19 protein-coding genes and 1 tRNA gene are annotated in these 19,191 nt (G+C 66.1%); 9 read left to right on the top strand and 11 right to left on the bottom strand.

The genetic code is table 11. The annotated features are described in order from the left end of the window. Positions 1 to 200 precede the first annotated feature (200 nt). Both ACFFJK_RS13555 and ACFFJK_RS13550 read left to right on the top strand, forming a co-directional pair. On the top strand, positions 201 to 2,096 hold the full coding sequence (locus ACFFJK_RS13555) for an MFS transporter (protein WP_379679798.1): 1,896 nt from the start codon (positions 201 to 203) through the stop codon (positions 2,094 to 2,096). A gap of 83 nt (positions 2,097 to 2,179) precedes the next feature. Next, on the top strand, positions 2,180 to 2,350 hold the full coding sequence (locus ACFFJK_RS13550; protein WP_379679797.1) for a hypothetical protein: 171 nt from the start codon (positions 2,180 to 2,182) through the stop codon (positions 2,348 to 2,350). 93 nt (positions 2,351 to 2,443) lie between these two features. Here the strand turns inward: ACFFJK_RS13550 and ACFFJK_RS13545 are convergent. The 8 genes from ACFFJK_RS13545 to ACFFJK_RS13510 form a co-directional block, all read right to left on the bottom strand. Beyond that, positions 2,444 to 2,520: transfer RNA gene (locus ACFFJK_RS13545), tRNA-Pro, on the bottom strand. A gap of 121 nt (positions 2,521 to 2,641) precedes the next feature. Continuing rightward, complete coding sequence (locus ACFFJK_RS13540; RefSeq protein WP_379679796.1) at positions 2,642 to 3,766, bottom strand: glycosyltransferase family 9 protein; 1,125 nt, start codon at positions 3,764 to 3,766, stop codon at positions 2,642 to 2,644. Further along, positions 3,756 to 4,325 (bottom strand): D-glycero-alpha-D-manno-heptose-1,7-bisphosphate 7-phosphatase, encoded by a 570-nt coding sequence (locus ACFFJK_RS13535; protein ID WP_379679795.1) that lies wholly within the window; start codon positions 4,323 to 4,325, stop codon positions 3,756 to 3,758. The genes ACFFJK_RS13540 and ACFFJK_RS13535 overlap by 11 nt, the downstream gene beginning before the upstream one ends. A 1-nt stretch (position 4,326) precedes the next feature. Continuing rightward, positions 4,327 to 5,073: an SDR family oxidoreductase gene (locus ACFFJK_RS13530; protein ID WP_379679794.1), complete on the bottom strand. Its 747-nt coding sequence runs from the start codon at positions 5,071 to 5,073 to the stop codon at positions 4,327 to 4,329. Between the two features lie 8 nt (positions 5,074 to 5,081). Further along, a complete protein-coding gene (locus ACFFJK_RS13525; RefSeq protein WP_379679793.1) occupies positions 5,082 to 6,455 on the bottom strand; it encodes a glycosyltransferase in 1,374 nt (457 codons plus the stop codon). Further along, entirely contained in the window at positions 6,452 to 7,441 is a 990-nt protein-coding gene (locus tag ACFFJK_RS13520) for a glycosyltransferase family 4 protein (RefSeq protein ID WP_379679792.1), read from the bottom strand. The genes ACFFJK_RS13525 and ACFFJK_RS13520 overlap by 4 nt, the downstream gene beginning before the upstream one ends. Before the next feature lie 7 nt (positions 7,442 to 7,448). Next, positions 7,449 to 8,447, bottom strand: a complete 999-nt coding sequence (locus tag ACFFJK_RS13515) for a glycosyltransferase family 2 protein (protein WP_379679791.1) — start codon at positions 8,445 to 8,447, stop codon at positions 7,449 to 7,451. A 380-nt stretch (positions 8,448 to 8,827) separates the two neighbouring features. Further along, positions 8,828 to 9,880, bottom strand: a complete 1,053-nt coding sequence (locus tag ACFFJK_RS13510; RefSeq protein WP_379679790.1) for a hypothetical protein — start codon at positions 9,878 to 9,880, stop codon at positions 8,828 to 8,830. Between the two features lie 332 nt (positions 9,881 to 10,212). Between ACFFJK_RS13510 and ACFFJK_RS13505 the strand changes: the two genes are divergently transcribed. The 5 genes from ACFFJK_RS13505 to ACFFJK_RS13485 all read left to right on the top strand — a co-directional run bounded on the left by ACFFJK_RS13505 (position 10,213) and on the right by ACFFJK_RS13485 (position 13,958). After that, a complete protein-coding gene (locus ACFFJK_RS13505; protein ID WP_379679789.1) occupies positions 10,213 to 10,503 on the top strand; it encodes a KGG domain-containing protein in 291 nt (96 codons plus the stop codon). A gap of 176 nt (positions 10,504 to 10,679) precedes the next feature. Next, the gene (locus ACFFJK_RS13500; protein WP_379679788.1) at positions 10,680 to 11,087 is read left to right on the top strand and encodes a hypothetical protein; all 408 of its coding nucleotides are present in this window, start codon (positions 10,680 to 10,682) and stop codon (positions 11,085 to 11,087) included. A gap of 105 nt (positions 11,088 to 11,192) precedes the next feature. Next, positions 11,193 to 12,314, top strand: coding sequence for a M14 family metallopeptidase (locus ACFFJK_RS13495; RefSeq protein ID WP_379679786.1), 1,122 nt, complete (start codon positions 11,193 to 11,195; stop codon positions 12,312 to 12,314). A gap of 10 nt (positions 12,315 to 12,324) precedes the next feature. Then, positions 12,325 to 12,798 carry a CYTH domain-containing protein gene (locus ACFFJK_RS13490; RefSeq protein WP_379679785.1) on the top strand — a complete coding sequence of 158 codons (474 nt, stop codon included), beginning with the start codon at positions 12,325 to 12,327 and terminating at the stop codon, positions 12,796 to 12,798. 20 nt (positions 12,799 to 12,818) lie between these two features. Further along, a complete protein-coding gene (locus ACFFJK_RS13485; RefSeq protein ID WP_379679784.1) occupies positions 12,819 to 13,958 on the top strand; it encodes a serine hydrolase domain-containing protein in 1,140 nt (379 codons plus the stop codon). Between the two features lie 18 nt (positions 13,959 to 13,976). Here the strand turns inward: ACFFJK_RS13485 and ACFFJK_RS13480 are convergent, their stop codons facing one another. Both ACFFJK_RS13480 and ACFFJK_RS13475 read right to left on the bottom strand, forming a co-directional pair. Continuing rightward, a complete protein-coding gene (locus ACFFJK_RS13480) occupies positions 13,977 to 14,144 on the bottom strand; it encodes an alpha/beta hydrolase family protein (protein WP_379679783.1) in 168 nt (55 codons plus the stop codon). Positions 14,145 to 14,278: 134 nt separating this feature from the next. Then, positions 14,279 to 15,532 carry a DUF2863 family protein gene (locus tag ACFFJK_RS13475; RefSeq protein ID WP_379679781.1) on the bottom strand — a complete coding sequence of 418 codons (1,254 nt, stop codon included), beginning with the start codon at positions 15,530 to 15,532 and terminating at the stop codon, positions 14,279 to 14,281. 252 nt (positions 15,533 to 15,784) lie between these two features. On the opposite strand from ACFFJK_RS13475, the gene ACFFJK_RS13470 reads away from it, so the two are divergent. Both ACFFJK_RS13470 and ACFFJK_RS13465 read left to right on the top strand, forming a co-directional pair. Continuing rightward, positions 15,785 to 18,115, top strand: a complete 2,331-nt coding sequence (locus ACFFJK_RS13470) for a TonB-dependent receptor (RefSeq protein ID WP_379679780.1) — start codon at positions 15,785 to 15,787, stop codon at positions 18,113 to 18,115. Positions 18,116 to 18,203: 88 nt separating this feature from the next. Continuing rightward, a complete protein-coding gene (locus ACFFJK_RS13465; RefSeq protein WP_379679778.1) occupies positions 18,204 to 18,887 on the top strand; it encodes a Fe2+-dependent dioxygenase in 684 nt (227 codons plus the stop codon). A 74-nt stretch (positions 18,888 to 18,961) separates the two neighbouring features. On the opposite strand, the gene ACFFJK_RS13460 is transcribed toward ACFFJK_RS13465, so the two are convergent. Next, the gene (locus ACFFJK_RS13460) at positions 18,962 to 19,108 is read right to left on the bottom strand and encodes a lmo0937 family membrane protein (protein WP_379679777.1); all 147 of its coding nucleotides are present in this window, start codon (positions 19,106 to 19,108) and stop codon (positions 18,962 to 18,964) included. Between the last annotated feature and the right edge of the window lie 83 nt (positions 19,109 to 19,191).

Raw genomic sequence — 19,191 nt, 5'->3', positions numbered from 1 at the left:
ATGGCGCTTCTTGACACCCCCGATTCTCGCGGGACGCCGCTTGTAGCAGGCTGCGGTCTATGCTTTTTACCCATTCGGTATCGCCAGCCGAGACTTTACGGTTTAGTATCGGCGACGCAAAGATGAGAGAGGGCAACAGCCTTTGTGCATGCCTCGCTTACCTTGTAGAGTATGACTTCCTTGACGACGAGCCTAGCCGCATGAGCCAACCGAGCCAGTTTTCCCTGCTGACACAACGCCGTTTCGGCCCGTTCTTCTGGACCCAGTTCCTCGGCGCCTTCAACGATAACCTGTTCAAGACGGCGCTGCTGGTCATCCTCACCTATGACGCGCTGAGCTGGACCACCATCAGCCCGTCGCTGCTGAACAACCTGATCCCCGGCCTGTTCATCCTGCCTTTCGTGCTGTTCTCGGCCACGGCCGGCCAGATTGCGGACAAGTTCGACAAGGCGCGCCTGGCCCGCTTCGTCAAGGTGTTGGAAATCGCCATCATGCTGGTGGCGGGCATCGGCTGGATGACGCACACGCTCTGGATCCTGGTCCTGGCCGTGGTCGGCATGGGCCTGCATTCGACCCTGTTCGGCCCGGTGAAATACGCCTACCTGCCGCAGCAGTTGAAACCGGAAGAACTGGTGGGCGGCAACGGCGTGATCGAGATGGGCACCTTTGTCGGCATCCTGCTGGGCGAGGTGATGGGCGCGGTGCTGGTGGCCTACAAACCCTGGGGCATCGAACTGGTGGCGGGCGCGACCTTGCTGTGCGCCCTGCTGGGCCTGATCGCGAGCTGGCGCATTCCTCCGTCGCCGGCCCCGGTGCCCGAGCTCAGGATCAGCCGCAACCCATTCGCCGAATCGATCCGCAACCTGAAGTTCTCCGCGCAGAACCGCACCGTGTTCCTGTCGATGCTGGGCAATTCCTGGTTCTGGTTCTACGGCGCGCTGGTGCTGTCGCAGTTCCCGGTGTATGCCAAGGATTACCTGCACGGCGACCACAGCGTGTTCGTGCTGCTGCTGACCGTGTTCTCGCTCGGCATCGGCGCCGGTTCCTTGCTGTGCGAAAAATTGTCGGGTCACAAAGTCGAGATCGGCCTGGTGCCGTTCGGCTCGATCGGCCTGTCGGTGTTCGGTATCGATTTGTATTTTGCGAGCGTGGCCTTCATGGATGCCAACCTCACGGCGACGGTGGATGCGTTCGCGCTGCTGGCGCTGCCCGGCGTGTGGCGCATCCTGGGCGACCTGGTGCTGATCGGCGTGTTCGGCGGCTTCTTCATCGTGCCGCTGTTCGCGCTGATCCAGACCCGCTGCGACCAGAAGCACGTCTCGCGCACCATCGCCGGCATGAACATCCTGAATGCGATCTTCATGGTGGCGGCGGCCGGCGTGGCCATCCTGCTGCTGGGGCAGGGCTTCACCATTCCCGAGTTGTTCCTCGTCACTGCGCTGCTCAACGCCTGCGTGGCCGTGTACATCTTCTCGCTGGTGCCGGAATTCCTGATGCGCTTCCTGGCCTGGATGCTGATCCACACCGGCTACCGCGTGCGCACCGTGGATGCGGACCGCATTCCCGAGCACGGCCCGGCGGTGCTGGTCTGCAACCACGTGAGCTATGTCGATGCGCTCGTGATCGGCGCCGCCAGCCCGCGCCCGATCCGCTTCGTGATGGACCACCGCATCTTCAGGACGCCGTTCCTGCGCTGGATCTTCCGCGCCGCCAAGGCGATCCCGATCGCGCCCGCCAAGGAAGACCCGTTCCTGATGGAGCGCGCCTTCATCGACATCGCCGAAGCGCTGCACCAGGGGGAACTGGTCTGCATCTTCCCGGAAGGGAAGCTGACGCATACCGGCGAGATGAACGCCTTCCGCAGCGGCATCGCCAGGATCGTCGAGCGCAGCAAGGTGCCGGTGATCCCGATGGCGCTGCGCGGGTTGTGGGGCAGCATGTTCACGCGCGACCCGTCGAACATCTTCGAACGCTCGTTTGCACGCGGCATCCGCTCGAAGCTGGCGCTGGCGGTCGGGCAGCCGGTGGCGCCGGAGGCGGCCTCGCCGGAGTACCTGCAGCAGCAGGTGATGGCGTTGCGGGGAGATTGGAAGTAAGCGGCTGGCTTGTCCATGGTGGCCCAAATCACCCACGGAGGGGCCGTCAGGCCGGTGGCGATCGCCCGGGAGTCCAGGGACACATGATGATCGACGACGAACTTCGCCGCAGACTGTTGAGGGATTACCTCGGCCAGTTTGCGGCCATCCTGGTAATGGTGGACTTTGTTGCCTATATTTGCTGGCCGCTGCTTACGCTGGCGTTCGAAAAAGACGCGCTTGTACTCAACGCCGGTAGCCGAACTGGTCCGTAGGTACCAGTCGTGCTGACGTTCGCCGAATCGCCATAGCTCGACGAATAATGAAAAAGGCCAACCCGAAGGCTGGCCTAAGTCATTGAATCTATATGGTCGGGGCGAGAGGATTCGAACCTCCGACCCCCTGCACCCCATGCAGGTACGCTACCAGGCTGCGCTACGCCCCGACTAACTCCGAAATTATATCAGAGCTCGTCGGAATGCTTGAGTTTTTGTTATACGTTTGCATCGTTCTTGCGCTTTCCCTCAGCATTCCATGCCTTGTGGGTCGCGCATCACAGGCACTCGCTAGGGGAAGGCCAGTGCTTCGTCGTCGGTACGGGCCGGCCGGGATGGCGCTGCCGCCACCAGCTCGACGGCCGCATCGGCTACGGCCTGCGGCGGCAGGCTGTCGAGGCAGGCATGGTGGCCCTGCGGGCAGCTGCTGCGCAGGCAGTTGCGGCAGCTGACGTCGTGGAACAGCAGGCGATGCGCGACGCGCCAGGGCGTGTGCTGCGGGTTGGTCAGCGCATACAGGTCAACCAGCGGGGTACCGACAGCCGCCGCGATGTGCGCCGGCCCCGTGTTGCCGGTGATGAGCAGGGCCGAGGACCGGATGAGGGCGCCCAGTTCGCCGAGGTCGAGCTTTCCGATCAGGGAACGAACCAGCCCGCCCTGGGTTTGCAGCAGAGGATGCAGGGAGTCGGCATCGCCACGGTCGCCGGTGAGGATCATCGGATAGCCGAGCCGTGCTCCCAGCATGCCGATGAGCACAGGCCAGTGGCGGACCGGATAGCGGCGCGAGGCCGCGGTCGCGCCCGCGTTCAGCACCAGGTAGGGCGAGGCCGGGTCGATGCCGGCATCGGCCAGCATGGCCTGCATGCGGCCCTGCGCGGCCTGGGGAACGGCGAAGGAAAGCGAGGTGTCCGCCACCGTGCAGCCGATTTCCGCGACGAGGTCGAGCTGGCGCTGGACTTCGTGCCGCGTCGCTCGCCCGTGCTCGCGTTCCGGCACCCAGTGCGTGAGCAGCTGGTAGGGATTCTCGCGGCACGCGGCCAGGCGCAGCGGGATGCCGGCCAGGTGGCACAGCATGGCGGCCGGCAGCGGGCTCTGCGAGTACGAGGTGAAGATGACTGCCGCATCGAAGCGGCTGGCCGACAGTTGCGCCACGCAGTCGTGCAGCAGGGCGGCGCTGGCTGGCCCGTCGTGCTTCATCCATGGCGCCCGGTAACTGATGAAGGCATCGATTTCCGGGACGTACTGCGCCACCGCCGCGCCGGACGGTGACGTGAGCAGTGTCAGCTTACATTCGGGCAAAGCTGCACGCAGGGCGCGGAAGGCGGGCGTGCACATGAGCACGTCGCCCATCGAATCGAGCCGTACGCACAGGATGCGCCGGGCGGCCGGCCACGTGGTGTGCCCTTCAGTGCTCACGGGCTTCCTCGTGGCTGGCAATGAGCACGGCGGCCGCATACAGGTCCGGCGCCATGCGGGTAGGCACACGCCGCGGGCCGAGCCGCCATTCGGTCTCGTTGCCGTTGTCGATCAGGAGCGTGCGGCAGCCGGCGCGGTTGCCCGCTTCCACGTCGTGCAGGATGTCGCCGACCATCCATGACTGGCGCAGGTCGATGCCGTGTTCGTGGGCCGCCTTGATCAGCATGCCGGGCGAAGGCTTGCGGCAGGCGCAAACCATCGCGTAGGCATCGACCGTGCCGAGCGGGTGGTGCGGGCAATAGTAGAAGCCGTCCAGCGACAGGCCCTCGCGGAACAGCAGGTCGGCCAGCCGGTCCGCCACCGGCCCCAGGGCTTCTTCGCCGAAGCAGCCGTGCGCGACGCCAGACTGGTTGGTGACGACGAAGAAGCGGTAGTCGAGCCGGGCCAGCAGGCGCAGCGCGGCGCCGGCGCCGCTGACGAGGCGGATGCGGCGCGGCTCGACGTTGTAGGGCAGGTCGTCCACCAGCGTGCCGTCCTTGTCGAGGAAGATCGCCTTCATGTCAGGGCCAGGAGGTTTCGCGCAGCGGCAGGACGGTGAGCTCGGCCACGACGGTGGTCGGCGGCAGCAGCAGGACCGAGTGGATGGCGTCGGCCACGTCGGCCGGGTCTTGCAGGGCGGAGGCATCGAGCTCGGGGAAGCGGTCGAGCAGGAAGGGCGTGCGCATGCCACCCGCGATGACGGCCGTGACCCGGATGTTGTCGGGCCGCAGTTCGGCATGCAGGGCATGCGACAGGCCGAGCAGGCCCCATTTGCTGGCGTGATACGCGCTGGCGTTTGGCCAGGCGCGCTTGGCGGCGGTGGACGCGATGTTGACGATGTGGCCGCCGCCTTCGCGGCGCATCGCGTCGGCCGCGTGCTTCGACAGCAGGAAGGGGGCGGTCAGGTTGGTGCCGACCACGCGCATCCAGTCCGCTTCGGCCATCTCGCTGATCGGCAGCGTGACGTCGGTGCCCGCGTTGTTGACGAGGATATCGAGGCGGCCGAGCAGGTCGAGGGCATTGCCGACGAGCCTGGATGCAGCGGCGGGATCGGCGATGTCGGCCACCAGTGCGTGGGCCTGCACGTCGCGTTCGCGCAGGCGCGCCATGCTGTCGTCCAGCCGGCCGGCCTGCAGGTCGACGCCGACGATGTCGGCTCCGGAAGCAGCCAGCCGCTGCGCCAGCGCGGCGCCGAGGCCGCTTGCCGCGCCGGTGACGAGAACGGCCTTGCCCTGCAGGGAGGGCGGATGCGTTGTGCTCATGCTCATGGGTTTCCTCAGGTTGGGAAGGCGGTTGGCCGGATGGCGGGCCGGGACGCGTCGGGCCGGGTTTGGTGCACGACCTCGTTGTAGATGGCAGCCAGCTGCGCGGCAACATGGCGCCAGGTGTAGAGCTCGCAGGCACGGCGGCGCCCGGCTTCGCCCATCGCCTGCGCCAGGTCGGGATGCCGGTGCAGCCGCGCGAGCCGCTCGGCCAGCGCCGCCGGGTCGCGCGAAGGAATCAGGAAGCCGGTCACGCTGTCGTGGACCGTGCTCTTGATGCCGCCCACTTCGGAGCCGATCACGGGGCGGGCGCAAGCCATCGCCTCGACCGGGGTGATGCCGAAGGGTTCGTACCACGGGGTGCTCGCGAACACGTTGGCGGCGCTGTAATAGTCGCGCAAGATGGCGCGCGGCTGCTGGCCGGCAAAGCGGACGTGGGCAGCGACGCCGAGGTCGCTGGCGACGCCCTGCAGCCGTGCCAGTTCGAGGCCGTCGTTCCCGCTGGCGGCCGCGTCGCCGCCCACGATCAGCAGTTCGGCGTCGATGCCGTAGTGGCGGCGCAGCATGGCCACTCCCTGGATGACGGTGTCGACGCCCTTGCGCGGGACCATGCGCCCGAGCTGGAGGACCACGAAGCGGCCATCGGCCACGCCAAGGCGGGCGCGTGCCTCGGGCATCGGCACCGGCCACAGTTCGTCGGGCGAGAAACCGCAGGGCGCCACCGCGATGCGCGAGGGCGGGGCGCCATACAGCCTTTCCATGTCATGGCGGTCCTGGGGGCACTCGGCGATGATGCGGTCGGCCGCCCGCATCAGCATCGCTTCGATGCGCATGCGTTCGACAGGGAAGGTGTCCGCCGTTCCCTGCGCCAGCCTGCGCACGCGGCCGAGCGCGTGGAACGTGATCACGAACGGGAGCCCGAGCGCCTGTTTCAGCTGCTGCGCGACCATGCCGGACATGAAGAAGTTGGCGTGCACGATATCGTAGGCGCCGTGCTGGCGCCGTACGAAGCGGGTGACGAAGCGCGCGAACGTGTCGATATGCGGCAGCATCTGTTCCTTGGGCACGTAGCGGGGCGGGCCCGCCGGCACATGGATGACGCGGATGTTGTCTGCCCATTGCACCACTTGGCGCTGCTCCGGCGCATCGCGCCGCGTGAACACGTCGACCTGGTGCCCGGCCCGCGCCAGCTCGCGCGCAAGCTGGGCGACATAGACGTTCTGGCCGCCGCAGTCGACGCTGCCGGGAGCGGCCAGCGGCGAGGCGTGGTCGCTGATGATGGCAATGCGGTGGCGCGGGGCGCCGGCGCCGGCGAGGGGGGAAGGGTGGATCCTGGCCTGGGCCTGGAGGTCGACCTGCACTGCGGCCTGGACTTCGTTGAGTTTCATGCTCTCTCCTGCCGGGTGAAACCGGAGCCGGTGCCGTAGCCGCAACCGGTAATGTGGCGCAGCGCTGCGTCCCAGTCGCTGCTGAATCGGCCAATCGAAAAGCGGTCGCGTGCGGTGCGGCGGGCGCCTTCGCCAAGGCGGCGCGCCAGGCCAGGATCGTCGAGCAGGGCCTGCATGTGGCCGTACAGCGGCTGCAGGCTGGTGTCCGCATAACCCGATACGCCGTTCTCGATGACGGTTGCCATTTCGGCGGTGGCCAGCGCCACGACGGGCATGCCGGCCATCATGGCTTCGACGACGGCCAGGCCGAGGCTGGAATAGCGGATGGGGCTGAACAGGAAGCGGTAGCGCGCCATGAAGGCGGGCAGCAGGGCGTGTTCGATTTCGCCCAGCCCGCCCAGTTCATCCGCGCCCATGCCGACCAGGTCGAGCGGGATGGCGCCGCGCGCCTGCACGAACAGGTCGGGCCCCATGCGGCGGCCGCGGCGTGCGAGATGGTTGGTGACCACCAGGCCGCGCGTCAGTTCGCCGCTGTAGCGGACCCCCGGCACCTCGGGGACGCCGTGCTCGATGACGCGGGTGGGCGTGCGTCCGCTGTCCCACATCAGGGCGTTGAACGGGGTCACGTGTACCAGCAGGACGTCCGGGTCGTCGACGGGGTGGCGGGTATTGGTGGGGTGCGCCAGCGGCGGGTCGTGCTCGAGGTAGATGCGCGGCAGCGCGCGCTGCGCCGGGCTCAGGAGTTCATACTGGTCCTTCTCCCACTGGTGATCGTCCTGGAACAGGATGCAGTCGAATTCGTGTTCTCGCGCCAGCTCCGCCGGCAGGTCGTGCACGTTGTCGCGCCAGGGCATGTGGCCGCAACGGCCGCCGTAGCCCGGCGGATGGCCGGGCTTGGACAGCACGTAGAAATCGTGCGGCGCATGCGACAGGTAGTGCAGGTAGCTGCCGTGGGTATGCCAGGTGAGGACTTTCAGTCTGCGCATGGTGGCCTCACGCGAACCGGACGCGGTAGCGCAACGCGCCGGCCAGGCGCCAGAACACCGACAGCGGCGGCAGCAGCGCGGAGGTGACGATCATTTCGAGCACGTGCGACGGGGTGCGGGCGGCCCCGCGCAGCCGGTGTACGCACAGGCGCGCGGTCAGCACGAACCAGACTGCGAGCGCGAGCCAGGTCAGGAAAGGCAGCCCGAGGAGCTGGCCGGCAAGGGCGACGAGGAGCGCGCCGACGATGGCGTAGTAGTCCCAGCGCGGTCGCGGCTCCACCTTCTGGCGGTACAGGGCAGGGTGTTTCTTGTACAGCAGCGCGTCGGACACGGCGTGCCGGATCTGCAGCAGGCTCGCACCCCACGGCACCGGCCGTACCGGGTAGACCACGAGTGCGCGCGGCGCGCGTCCGAGGGCGATACCGTGCTCGAGCAGCCGGAAATGCATGTCGGCGTCGCATCCGCGCGGCACGTCGAAACGCTCGTCGAAGCCGTCGAGGCGTTCGAGCACTTTTTTTCGGAAGAAGCAGTTGGCGCTCGTGAAGTCGGCCGCTTCGTGGCCGCGCGCGCTGCGCTGGTGGTCGGTCGGCCGGGAGGGCACCGGCGTCTGGATGCGTCCACAGGCCACATCGAGGCCGTCGCCGAGGGCGGCCAGCCCCTCTGTCAGCCAGTTCGGTTCCGGCACTGCGTCGTCGCCCGTGAACGCGACGACCGGCGCGCGTGCCGCCTGCCAGCCGCGGTTGCGGGCGGCGCCCGGGCCGCTGGGCCCCGGGTTAGCGACATAGGACAGGCGCGGCCCGCGCTCGAGCGTGCGGGTGCGCCAGCCGGCGACCAGGTGCAGGGTATTGTGGTTGGGCTCGTCGTCGACGACGATGATTTCGTACTGGACCGGGTCAAACTGCTGGCGCATCAAGGCGTCAAGGTTGCGGTCGAGCAGGTCCATCCGGCCACAGGCCGGCACCACCACCGAAACCGCGATCGCTGCGTCATCCGTCGTTGCTGCCATGGCTCGTCTCCGCGTCTGCTGCCCGTGTCGCGATATGCGTACAACGAGGCGTGTTGAGTGCGGTTGGAGTCGAAGGGGAACGGCCGGGTTCCGACGCGCTCATGCAGCTTGGAGGTGGATCAAGCGTCAGTGCGTATCGGTCGAGAGAAGATGCGCTCCAGCACACCGGAGCGCGATAACGGAGGGGGCGTTACGATCGGGAAGGAAGGATTGCGAGAAGGCGGGCAATGCAGAGGCACAGCGGTGCAGGCATCGGTGTGTGCCGGTAAACGGGCGCAGCGTACCGCTGCCGCCGGCCCGCCGCAGCTGCCCGGCGGCAACGCCACGCACCGCTGGCAGGCGGCGCGTGTCCTGCCGATTGATCGGTGTCTCAGCGAGCCTTATCCACGCGAAAAACCGGTGTCGTCATCCATCTTGCGGTCTCCCGCGAGACGGTTGGCGCCGGCCGGGCTCTTCGGCAAGCCGCCGGCCACGTCGTTCGATTCATGGACCGGGTTGGTTTCGGCCTGCATGCTCTGGCCCGGCAGCCAGCCGGGATTGTCGCTGCGCGGCCCTGTATTGCCGGGGCTGCGCGGCAGCCCGCCGGCCGAATCGTTCGACTGGTGAACGTCGGGACTGCCTGCGTCGCGCCCTGCGGGGCCGGTCTGCGAGCCGTTGCGGTCGGTGCTCGCCTGCTGGTTCGCTTGCTGGTCTTGTTGCTGGTTCGTCTGCTGGTTCATATGCGCTCCCTGGTGCTGACTGATTTGCTGGCTCATCTGTTGTCCCATCTGCCGGTTCGTCTGGTAGGGGCCGACCGCCATCCCGGTGCCCTGGCCGCTGCCGGCCGCGGCGCTTTGCTGGTTGCCATAGCCGACCTGGGCGGTCGTGCCCTGGGACTGGTAGGTCCTCGGCGCCACGCCATGGTGGCGGCCGAGCGAGCCGCCCTGCAGTTCAGGCTGCGCCGCATCGTGCGGGTTCATCGCATGCACGTCCTGGCTGTGGCCCGCCACGTTGGCCGGGTGCGCGCGCAGGTCGGTGCCGGAATCGCCGGGTCGATGGCCGACCGGTTGCTCGAGCAGGCCCCATGCCGGCGAGCGCTGTTCCATCTGGCGCTGGTGGCTGTCGGTGATGCCTTGTTGCGGGCCGGAACCGCCGGTCTGCTGGCTCTGCATCGAGCCGCCCGGCAGGTCGCCCGGAATGGCGCGCGGCAGGGTGGTTTCGTAGTCGGCGCGCCCGCCGTCCTCGGCCGCGACTTTCTGCTGGTCCATGATCGACGGGTCGTGGCCGCCCTGCATTTCATTTTCGCCGCGGATCACCTGCTGCTGGCCCGGCCCCTGCGGGTAGGTGTGGTCCAGCGGGCCGGTCTGGGTATTGCCCTTGGAGCCCGGGGTCCATTTCTCGTTCGCGCCGTTATTGGTCTGGTTATTGAATTCGCTACGTTGGTTCGCGTCCATGTCGACTCCTTTCGGTGTATGGCGGGCCGCAGTGGCACAAGCGCCGCCTGATATTGCCATGATGCGCGCAACTGCCTGCGGACAGTATAGGAAGACGTAGGGGTGCCGTGTAGGACTGTTACCGAAGGGTTTGTTGACTACTGGAAGTACATTTTCGTCAATGCATTTTCTGTCGCGTGAAGTCCTACAAAGTCATCTGAAAACGTCCTATACCCTCATCAATCGGGCCTGCCTAAGATGATTTCGCTGGTCAGTTATCGGATAGCCGAGCTGAACGGCATCAGCCTGCCGCAGGACGCGGCGGTTTAAAAGTGAACAGGGAGAAGATGATCATGGCCTCGAGCAACCAAGGTAACAAGCAAGGCAGCAATCAAGGTGGTAACAGCCAGAGCAGCGGCACCCGCAATCGCGGTTTCGCATCGATGGATCCGGCCCGCCAGCGTGAAATCGCCAGCCAGGGCGGCAAGGCTGCCCACGCCAAGGGCACCGCGCACGAATTCACTTCGGAAGAAGCCCGTCGCGCCGGCAGCATGAGCCACGGCAACCGCCAATCGGCCAATGCCGGTTCGGGCAGCGCGTCGCGCAGCTCGAGCAAGGGCGGCCGCGGCGGCTCGAAAGAGTAAGCCTGTACTAGCGGCAATATCGCCGGCGACGCTGCCAGGAGCGCCGACCGGATCAGCAACGGGGAGCCACGCGCTCCCCGTTTTTGTTTTGAAACCAGGCAAGGGAGTCCCAACTGGACGGTGGGATGCGGTAGAATCGCTGCGCCTTTTTCAACCTTTTCCCTAGGATCATCGTCGTGAAACCAGCGGTTATTCGTCAAGTCAAGAGCATGTCCATGTCGTGCGACCGGGTCGGCAACCTGTTGCTAGTCAAGTTCTCCAACAAAGGCGCCAGCGACGTGGCCATCCATGTGCCGGCGTCGATCGTATTCTGGCTGCTCAGGCACCTGCCGCCGAACCGCGACCCGCAACTGCAGCCGCCGCCGGCCGGCCCGTCGATCACGCAGCAGGACTGGGACAATCCCTACATTCCGCGCGCGGAATACGTGAACTGCAAGGAACTGCAGGGTGCGATCCGCATGACTTTCGCATCGAACGCGAAGGAAGACCTGACGGTCGTCCTCGACCGCAGCAATGTCGAGTTGATGCGCCAGATCATGATCATGTACGCGCAAAAGGACCTGATCGACCTCGACGCACAGTAATCGACACGCCGCAAGGGAGCGGCACGGCGCCGGGACGGGCAGCGCGCGGTCCGGCATCATGCTTATCCTTGAGCCTTTCCGTTGAACGCCATCCAAGGACCAGCCATGCCCATCAAAATCAGCCAGACCTTCGACTCCGGTGCCATCGAGGTCGTCAGTGCGAACAGCCCGAAGCAGATCGACCTGAACCTGCGCAAGGATTCGCATGCGGACATCCACCAGTGGTTCCATTTCCGCCTGCAGGGCGCGCGCGGCCAGGCCTGCACGATCCGTTTCCTGAACGCGGGGCAGGCCACCTACCCGAAGGGCTTCGAGGACTACCAGGTCGCCGCCAGCTACGACACCGAGAACTGGTTCCGCGTCCCGACCACTTTTGATGGGCAGGTGATGACGGTCAACCACACGCCCGAGCTCGACAGCATCTACTACGCCTACTTCGAGCCCTACACCTGGGAGCGCCACCTGCGCCTGCTGGGCGAAGTGGCCGAGAACCCGATCGCGCGCGTGCACGACATCGGCACCACGGTCGACGGCCGCGACATGAACCTGGTGGTGATCGGCAACCCGCAAGCGGAAAAGAAGATCTGGGTCATTGCCCGCCAACACCCGGGTGAGACCATGGCCGAGTGGTTCGTCGAGGGCATGATGGACGCGCTGCTCGACAGCGCGAACCCGGTCGCGCGCAAGCTGCTTGCCCGCGCCGTGTTCTATATCGTGCCGAACATGAACCCGGACGGCTCGGTGCGCGGCAACCTGCGCACCAACGCGGCCGGCGCCAACCTCAACCGCGAGTGGATGACCCCGTCGCTCGAGCGCAGCCCGGAAGTGCTGTGCGTGAAGAACAAGATCATCGAGACCGGCGTCGACATGTTCTTCGACATCCACGGCGACGAAGCGCTGCCGTACAACTTCGTGGCCGGCAATGAGATGCTGGCCGACTTCACGCCGGAGCGCCAGGCGCGCCAGGATGCCTTCGTGCAGCAGTACATGGCGGCCAGCCCGGACTTCCAGAACGTGTATGGCTACGCTGCCAGCAAGTACAACGAAGAACTCCTGACGCTGGCGTCCAAGTACATCGGCCACACCTTCAAGTGCCTGTCGCTGACGCTGGAAATGCCGTTCAAGGACAACGCCAACCTGCCCGACCCGCACACCGGCTGGAACGGTGCGCGCAGCGCGGCGCTCGGCGCGGCGATCCTGCAGCCGATCCTGCAGTCGCTCGACTGAAGGAGGGGACATGGGCGTCGAGATCGAGCGCAAGTTCCTGCTGACCGGCGACGGCTGGCGCGCGTTGGGCGAGCCGGTGCTGCTGCGCCAGGGCTATTTATGCTCGGACCCGGTGCGCACCGTGCGCGTGCGCATCGAGGGTGACGAAGGGGTGCTTACCATCAAGAGCAAGGGCACCGGCGTGAGCCGCGGCGAATGGGAGTATCCGATTCCCCTGCAAGAGGCGCAGGAACTGCTCGACACCCTGTGCGAGCGCCCGCTCGTCGAGAAATACCGGCGCCGCATCGCGCACGCCGGCTTCACCTGGGAAGTCGATGAATTCCTGGGGGAGAACGCCGGCCTGGTGGTGGCCGAGATCGAACTGCCCTCCGAGGACGCCGTGTTCGAGAAGCCCGACTGGATCGGCCAGGAGGTCAGCGGCGACAGGCGCTACTACAACTCCAGCCTGATCCGTTTCCCATTTTCACAGTGGACTAATCAATGATTCGTGTTTCACGTCGCGGCGTGCTCATTTTGAGCCTCGCCGCGGTGCTGCCGGCGCTCGCCGGTTGCGCCACAAGCGCAAGCACCTCCCCATCGGCACCATACTTCCCGCCTGCCGGCGAATGGGCCCGCAAGTCGCCCGCCGAACTCGGCATCGATCCGAAGGCCCTGGCCGCCGCCGTGCAGTTCGCGCAGTCGCGCGAGACCACCCGCGCCGTCGATTTCTCGGACCAGGAAGCCACCTTCGGCAGCCGCCTGGGCTCGATGCCGACCGAGCGGGCCCGCACCAACGGCCTGGTGATCTACAAGGGCTATGTGGTTGCCGAATTCGGCGATACGCGTTTTGTGGACCCGACCTATTCGGTGGCCAAGAGCGTGCTGGCTACCGTCGCGGGCGTGGCCGTGCGCGACGGCCGCATCGCAGTGGACGAACCCGTGGGCAAGCGCGTCACCGACGGCGGCTATGCTTCGGCACGCAATGCCCAGGTCACCTGGAAGCAGCACCTGCAGCAGGAGACGGAGTGGGAAGGCAGCCTGTGGGGCAAGAACGCCGACTTCATCGGCAAGGAAGCCTTCGGCGCCGGCGAGCGCAAGCCGCGCGCGCTGCAGGCGCCGGGCAGCTTCTACGAGTATAACGACGTGCGCATCAACCGCTTCGCGCTGTCGCTGCTGCGCGTGTTCGACCAGCCGGTGCCGCAGGTGTTCCAGCAGCAGGTCATGGACCCGATCGGCGCATCGAACAGCTGGAAGTGGGTGCCCTACCATAACAGCTACGTAGAACTGAACGGCAAGCAAGCGCCATCGGTCAGCGGCGGCACCCGCTGGGGCGGCGGCATGTGGATCAATTCCTGGGACATGGCGCGCCTCGGCTACCTGTGGCTGCGCGGCGGCGCCTGGGACGGCAAGCAGATCCTGCCGCCGTCCTACGTCAAGGACGCGCTCACGCCGAGCGTCCACGGTCCGGACTATGGCTACCTGTGGTGGCTCAATACCAAGGGCAAGAACCTGCCGGGCCTGCCGAGCAATGCCTATGCCGCACTGGGCGCGGGCAGCAACACCGTTCTCGTGTCGCCCGACCACGATCTCGTGATCGTATGGCGCTGGCACGCCGGCAACGCTGCCGAGTTCGCGAACAAGGTCATCGCCAGCCTGCCGCGCTGATACGGCATTGATCCTGCGCTAGTCGGCCAGGCGCGGGATGCCACCGCCGCAGATCGGGGCGGCCGCGGCGACATACCCGGGGTAGCGCGAGGCGAGATCCCGGGCATTGTAGCCGCCCATGCTGATGCCGGTCAGGTAAACCCGCTTGGGATCGACGTTGTAGCGCTTGAGGACATCGTCGAGCATCGACTTGAGCCGGTAAGAGTCCCACCACTCCCTTCGGGAATCTGGGGCGACACCACCATGAAGGGACGACGTGCATGGTTGGCGGGGAAAGGAAGCGATGTGGCTGGCACGCGATGTGCCGGCCACATCGCTTTTTAATGGAAGTGCTCGGTCCCGCTCGGCGCGTCTTCCGGCATCTCGGCGTGCACCAGTTCGCCCGTGGGGTCGGCGAACAAGGGCGCGCCGCAGTCGTCGCAGTATTCGGCGACGTAGCGTTCGCTGATGCGCTTGATGTGGGCGATGCCGGCTTCGTTCAGGTGCGCGACGATCTCGTTGATCGGGGTCAGCGGGGCGGGGGCGATCGCGAACGGGCCTTCCATCGGCGTGCCGTTCTCGTCTTCCTGGCCGTACAGCGGCCAGACGATGCCGTACAGGACGTCGTTGTCCTGGCGCATGGTGAACGAGACGCGGTACTCGTCGATCTGGATGTCGGCCGACTCTTCGCCGAAGCCGGCGATCACGGCGCGCAGGTCCGACGCTTCCACGCCCAGCGTGTGGGTCAGGTAGTGGACGGCGGCGCGGATCGAGATCGGGCGGATCAGCTTGTCCGCTTCGCGGCAGGCCACGTAATAGGCTTCCGGCAGCAGCAGTTCCACCCCGCAGCCCGGCAGCAGGCGCGCGATGTTGGCCGTGCCTTGGGTGCGCCACTGCTCGAGTGCGCGGTTGCGTTCCTCGGCGAAACCGATGTGGTGCTGTGGCTCCTGCCAGCGGAACATGGGCGCGCCCTGCGGGGCGACGATGGCCACCAGCAGGTAGCGCGTGTCGGCCAGGAAGGGCGCGGTTTCTTCCACGCGCGCGGCCGGCTTGACGGTGCCGCCCTTGTGCGCAGCGGCGGCCAGCTTGTGCGTCAGCGCGTAGGTCTCGGCGTGGGTGCGCGGCAGCTGGTCGATCGAGTACAGCGTCGGCGCCATCGCGATGCGCGTGCCTTCGGCCAGCAGGTGGGCCGAGAAATGCGCTTGCAGCGTGCTCAGCATCTCTGATGGGATATTGCCCGAAGCAATGTTGAATCGGGTCCAGGCGAGTACGGGCGCAGCCACCAGCAGGGCCTGCCAGGTGACGTCGCCGTTGGCCGTCTGTTCGACCATGGTGGCCGACTCGCTGACCGCCTCGACCGCATCCATCAGCACATCGTAGGAGGCGAGATCGTCCTTGAACAGGGCGTTCAGCGCGGCGTCGATGCTGTCCTGGTGGTTGGTCTTGAGCAGTTTTTGCAGTTGCGTGTCCAGCTGGCGTTCCCAGGTCCGTTCCTCGACACGGCTGGCGGCCTGCATGATGGCTTGCGCAATGCTGACGAGACGCTGGCTTTCGGCGGAGAGTTTAGGGGATGAATCTTTGGAAGGACGACGCATGGCGCTAGAGAGTCTCTTTTTATATGAAGGTGAAAGGTGATGCGGTGTGACCGGCACGGGTCATGATAAACCCTTGTCCACGGTATTGTAGTTGATTCGGCCACATGCCATGAACACAAGGCATCCCGGTCCGGACAGTAAAGCACGGCGCGCGCTTGCAAAAATCCTAAATACGAAAGATAATGCGAATCGTTCTCATTTAAATTCGCAAATGCCTGGCAACGGGCATTCACCAACAAAAAGCACGGACCCATGACCACGACCACTCCGCAGGCAAGCCGTACCTTCATCAAGAGCAAGAAACACAACCGTCCTTCCGCTCCCTCGTTGGCGGCCCCCGCGCTGGCCGTGCTGGCCACGCTGGCGATGCCGCTGGCCTATGCCGGCGGGGGCGGCGACGATGCACCGGAGCTGGCTGCGGACGCCAGGCTGCCGCAGGTGCACGTTAGCGGCGGCCACGACCGTTCGGTGCAGGGTCCGGTGCGCTCGAGCTCGGACAAGTTCACCGCGCCGCTGCTCGACACCCCGAAATCAGTCACGGTCGTGACCTCGGAAACCATCTCGCAGACCGGCGCCGTGTCGCTGACCGACGCGCTGCGCACCGTCCCGGGCATCACCATCGGCGCCTCCGAAGGCGGCAACCCGGTGGGCGACAACCTGTTCATCCGCGGCTACAACGCCCAGACCGACACCTATATCGACGGCGTGCGCGATTCCGGCTCGCAGTCGCGCGAGATCTTCGCGATCGAGCAGGTCGAAGTGGTCAAGGGCCCGAACTCGGCGCTGGGCGGCCGTTCCTCGGCCGGCGGCGGCATCAACATCGTCACCAAGACGGCCAAGGACACCAACTTCAGCAACGCCACGGTCGGCCTGGGCACCGACAAGTACGCCCGCGTCACCACCGACATCAACCGCGTCATCGGCGAGAACACCGCCTTCCGCCTCAACACGATGGTCCACGGTAACGACATCGCCGGCCGCGACATCGTCGGCGGCGAACGCTGGGGCATCGCGCCCACCGTGACGTTCGGCCTGAACGGCCCGACCCGCGCGATCCTGAGCTACTACCACATGAAGAGCAGCGAGATCCCGGATACCGGCATCCCGTTCAACAACCCGGTCACCACCGGTCCGGACGTCGCGAAGAATGGCGGCGGCACGCCGTTCACCGTGGACCGCGAAGCCTTCTACGGCCTCAAGAACCGCGACTTCCGCGATACCCGGACCGATGTCGCCACCGTCGACCTGCGCCACGAGTTCAGCCCGAACCTGGCCATCCGCAACGTGACCCGCTGGGGCAAGACCGGCCAGGATTACATCTACACCCAGCCGGACGATTCGAAGGGCAACACGGTCCGCTACGGCACCGTCTGGCGCCGCGCCAACACCCGCGACGTCGACACCCGCACGCTGGCCAACGCAAGCAGCCTGACCGGCACCTGGAACACCGCGGGCATCAAGCACAGCTTCAACGTCGGCGTCGAATTCTCGCGCGAGGACACCGACCGCGGTAGCTTCGTGTTCACCCCGGGCACCAACAACCCGCTGACCGGCAATTTCAATTGCCCGAACGCCGGCGCGGCCACCCTGTACAACTGCACCACGCTGGTCAACCCGAACCCGTACGACCCGTGGGCCTATACCCGCACCAAGTCGCCGACCCAGACCACGGTCGAGACCCGCACCCGTGCCGTCTACGGCTTCGACACCATCGAGTTCACTCCCCAGTGGCTGCTGAACATCGGCGCGCGCTGGGACGACTTCTCGAGCACCCTGAACACGGCGGCGACCAACACCCGCGCCCGCGTCGAGTCCACCTTCGACACCTACCAGGCAGGCCTGGTGTACAAGCCGAAGGCGAACGGCAGCATCTACCTGTCCTGGGCGACTTCGGCCACCCCGCCGGGCAACGACGGCGGCGACGGCCTGGACGCGCTGACCGTGCAGATCCAGAACCTGCAGCCGCAAACGAGCCGCAGCGTCGAGCTGGGCACCAAGTGGGAAGTGCTGCCGGGCGGCCGCCTGTCGGTGAGCGCAGCGGTCTTCAAGAGCGACATGGACAACGCCCGCGTCACCGCGCCGGACGGCACCACCCAGAACGTGGGCCGCAAGGAACTGAAGGGCGTCGAACTCGGCCTGTCGGGCCGGATCACCAACGCCTGGACCGTGTTCGGCGGCTACACCTACCTGGACGGCATCATCGCCGACAACGGTTACGTGAACACCGGCACCACCGCCAACCCGGTCTGGACCGCCTCGCCGTTCAACGGCAACGCCTTCCCGACCACGCCGAAGCACAGCGCCTCGCTGTGGAGCACCTACGCGGTAAACAAAAACTTCACGGTCGGCGCCGGGGCCAATTATGTGGATCGCCAGTTCGCCAACGTGAACAACAACAAGTATTCACCCTCGTACACCCGCTTCGACGCGATGGCGACGTACACGCTGAACCCGAACGTGTCGTTCCAGCTGAACATCCAGAACCTGACGGACAAGCTCTACTTCGACCGCGTCTCGTCGCCGCACTATGCTGGCGTGGGCCCGGGCCGCTCGGCCAGCCTGATGGCCAACCTCAAGTTCTGATATCGGGTACCACCCCCGCCGGGCAACCGGACTTCGCCCTCCTGATACCATCGGGAGGGTTTTTTTCGTTCGAGAAGGGAAGCGAATCATGATGCTGCATATCCCGGGCGTGCTCACGCCGGAACAGGTGGCGCACATCCGTGCGCGCATGGCGGGCGCGCCGGAATGGGTGGACGGCCGCGAAAGCGTCGGCACCCAGGGCGCCCGGGTCAAGCGCAACCGCCAGCTGAAGGAAGGCTCGCCGTTGGCGCAGGAGCTGGGACAGGTGGTGAGCGCCGCCCTGATGGCCCATCCGCTGTTTTTCTCGAGCGTGCTGCCGCTGCGCATCCTGGCGCCGTACTTCAATGCCTATGGCGGGGGAGAGCACTATGGCCTGCACGTGGACGGCGCCGTGCGCGCCCAGCGCGGTGGGCTGCCGCCGCTGCGAGCGGACGTCTCCACCACTGTCTTCCTGAGCGATCCGGATGAGTACGACGGGGGCGAGCTGGTGGTGGTCGACGCCTACGGCACGCACGAAGTCAAACTGCCGGCGGGCGACGCGATCGTGTATCCGTCGGGGAGCGTGCACCAGGTGCTGCCGGTGACGCGCGGCGAGCGCGTGGCCTCGTTCCTGTGGACGCAGAGCATGGTGCGCGACGACGGGAAGCGTGCCTTGCTGTTCGAGCTGGATACCAACATCCAGAAGCTGCGCGGGCAGGTGGGGGAGACCGAGGCAGTCGTCGGCATCACGGGGCATTATCACAACCTGCTGAGGATGTGGGCGGAGATGTGAACGCTGCGGTCCGCCCTGCAAGAAAAAAGCCGGCACCCAAGGGGGCCGGCTTTTCTATTTCAGGACGCTATTCGTCAAAGGACTTTTCTGCCAGTAAAGAGGCGAATCAGGATGACGACGGCGGCAGCGACGAGAAGAATGTGGATCAATCCACCGGCCACAGAAGTGGCCATGCCGAGCAGCCACAGAACGAGCAGGATGATAGCAATGGTATAGAGCATGTTGGCCTCCGCTTGGGATGAGGGGGGCAGACCCGATGTGCTGTCTGCTTTCCCGATAAGCCATCATCCGCCTTATTGCCGGC

It is taken from the genome of Massilia consociata (genome assembly GCF_042432755.1).
Lineage (GTDB): Bacteria > Pseudomonadota > Gammaproteobacteria > Burkholderiales > Burkholderiaceae_D > Telluria > Telluria consociata.
Note: the sequence above shows the minus strand (reverse complement) of the source record. Positions and strands in the feature narration are given on the sequence as shown.

Excerpts from the sequence above, each read along its gene's own strand:
- ACFFJK_RS13555 (WP_379679798.1), top strand. The coding sequence starts at position 201 with ATGAGCCAACCGAGCCAGTTTTCCCTGCTGACACAACGCCGTTTCGGC.
- ACFFJK_RS13550 (WP_379679797.1), top strand. The coding sequence starts at position 2,180 with ATGATGATCGACGACGAACTTCGCCGCAGACTGTTGAGGGATTACCTC.
- ACFFJK_RS13535 (WP_379679795.1), bottom strand. The coding sequence starts at position 4,325 with ATGAAGGCGATCTTCCTCGACAAGGACGGCACGCTGGTGGACGACCTG.
- ACFFJK_RS13530 (WP_379679794.1), bottom strand. The coding sequence starts at position 5,073 with ATGAGCATGAGCACAACGCATCCGCCCTCCCTGCAGGGCAAGGCCGTT.
- ACFFJK_RS13525 (WP_379679793.1), bottom strand. The coding sequence starts at position 6,455 with ATGAAACTCAACGAAGTCCAGGCCGCAGTGCAGGTCGACCTCCAGGCC.
- ACFFJK_RS13520 (WP_379679792.1), bottom strand. The coding sequence starts at position 7,441 with ATGCGCAGACTGAAAGTCCTCACCTGGCATACCCACGGCAGCTACCTG.
- ACFFJK_RS13515 (WP_379679791.1), bottom strand. The coding sequence starts at position 8,447 with ATGGCAGCAACGACGGATGACGCAGCGATCGCGGTTTCGGTGGTGGTG.
- ACFFJK_RS13510 (WP_379679790.1), bottom strand. The coding sequence starts at position 9,880 with ATGGACGCGAACCAACGTAGCGAATTCAATAACCAGACCAATAACGGC.
- ACFFJK_RS13505 (WP_379679789.1), top strand. The coding sequence starts at position 10,213 with ATGGCCTCGAGCAACCAAGGTAACAAGCAAGGCAGCAATCAAGGTGGT.
- ACFFJK_RS13495 (WP_379679786.1), top strand. The coding sequence starts at position 11,193 with ATGCCCATCAAAATCAGCCAGACCTTCGACTCCGGTGCCATCGAGGTC.
- ACFFJK_RS13490 (WP_379679785.1), top strand. The coding sequence starts at position 12,325 with ATGGGCGTCGAGATCGAGCGCAAGTTCCTGCTGACCGGCGACGGCTGG.
- ACFFJK_RS13480 (WP_379679783.1), bottom strand. The coding sequence starts at position 14,144 with ATGCTCGACGATGTCCTCAAGCGCTACAACGTCGATCCCAAGCGGGTT.
- ACFFJK_RS13475 (WP_379679781.1), bottom strand. The coding sequence starts at position 15,532 with ATGCGTCGTCCTTCCAAAGATTCATCCCCTAAACTCTCCGCCGAAAGC.
- ACFFJK_RS13470 (WP_379679780.1), top strand. The coding sequence starts at position 15,785 with ATGACCACGACCACTCCGCAGGCAAGCCGTACCTTCATCAAGAGCAAG.
- ACFFJK_RS13465 (WP_379679778.1), top strand. The coding sequence starts at position 18,204 with ATGATGCTGCATATCCCGGGCGTGCTCACGCCGGAACAGGTGGCGCAC.
- ACFFJK_RS13460 (WP_379679777.1), bottom strand. The coding sequence starts at position 19,108 with ATGCTCTATACCATTGCTATCATCCTGCTCGTTCTGTGGCTGCTCGGC.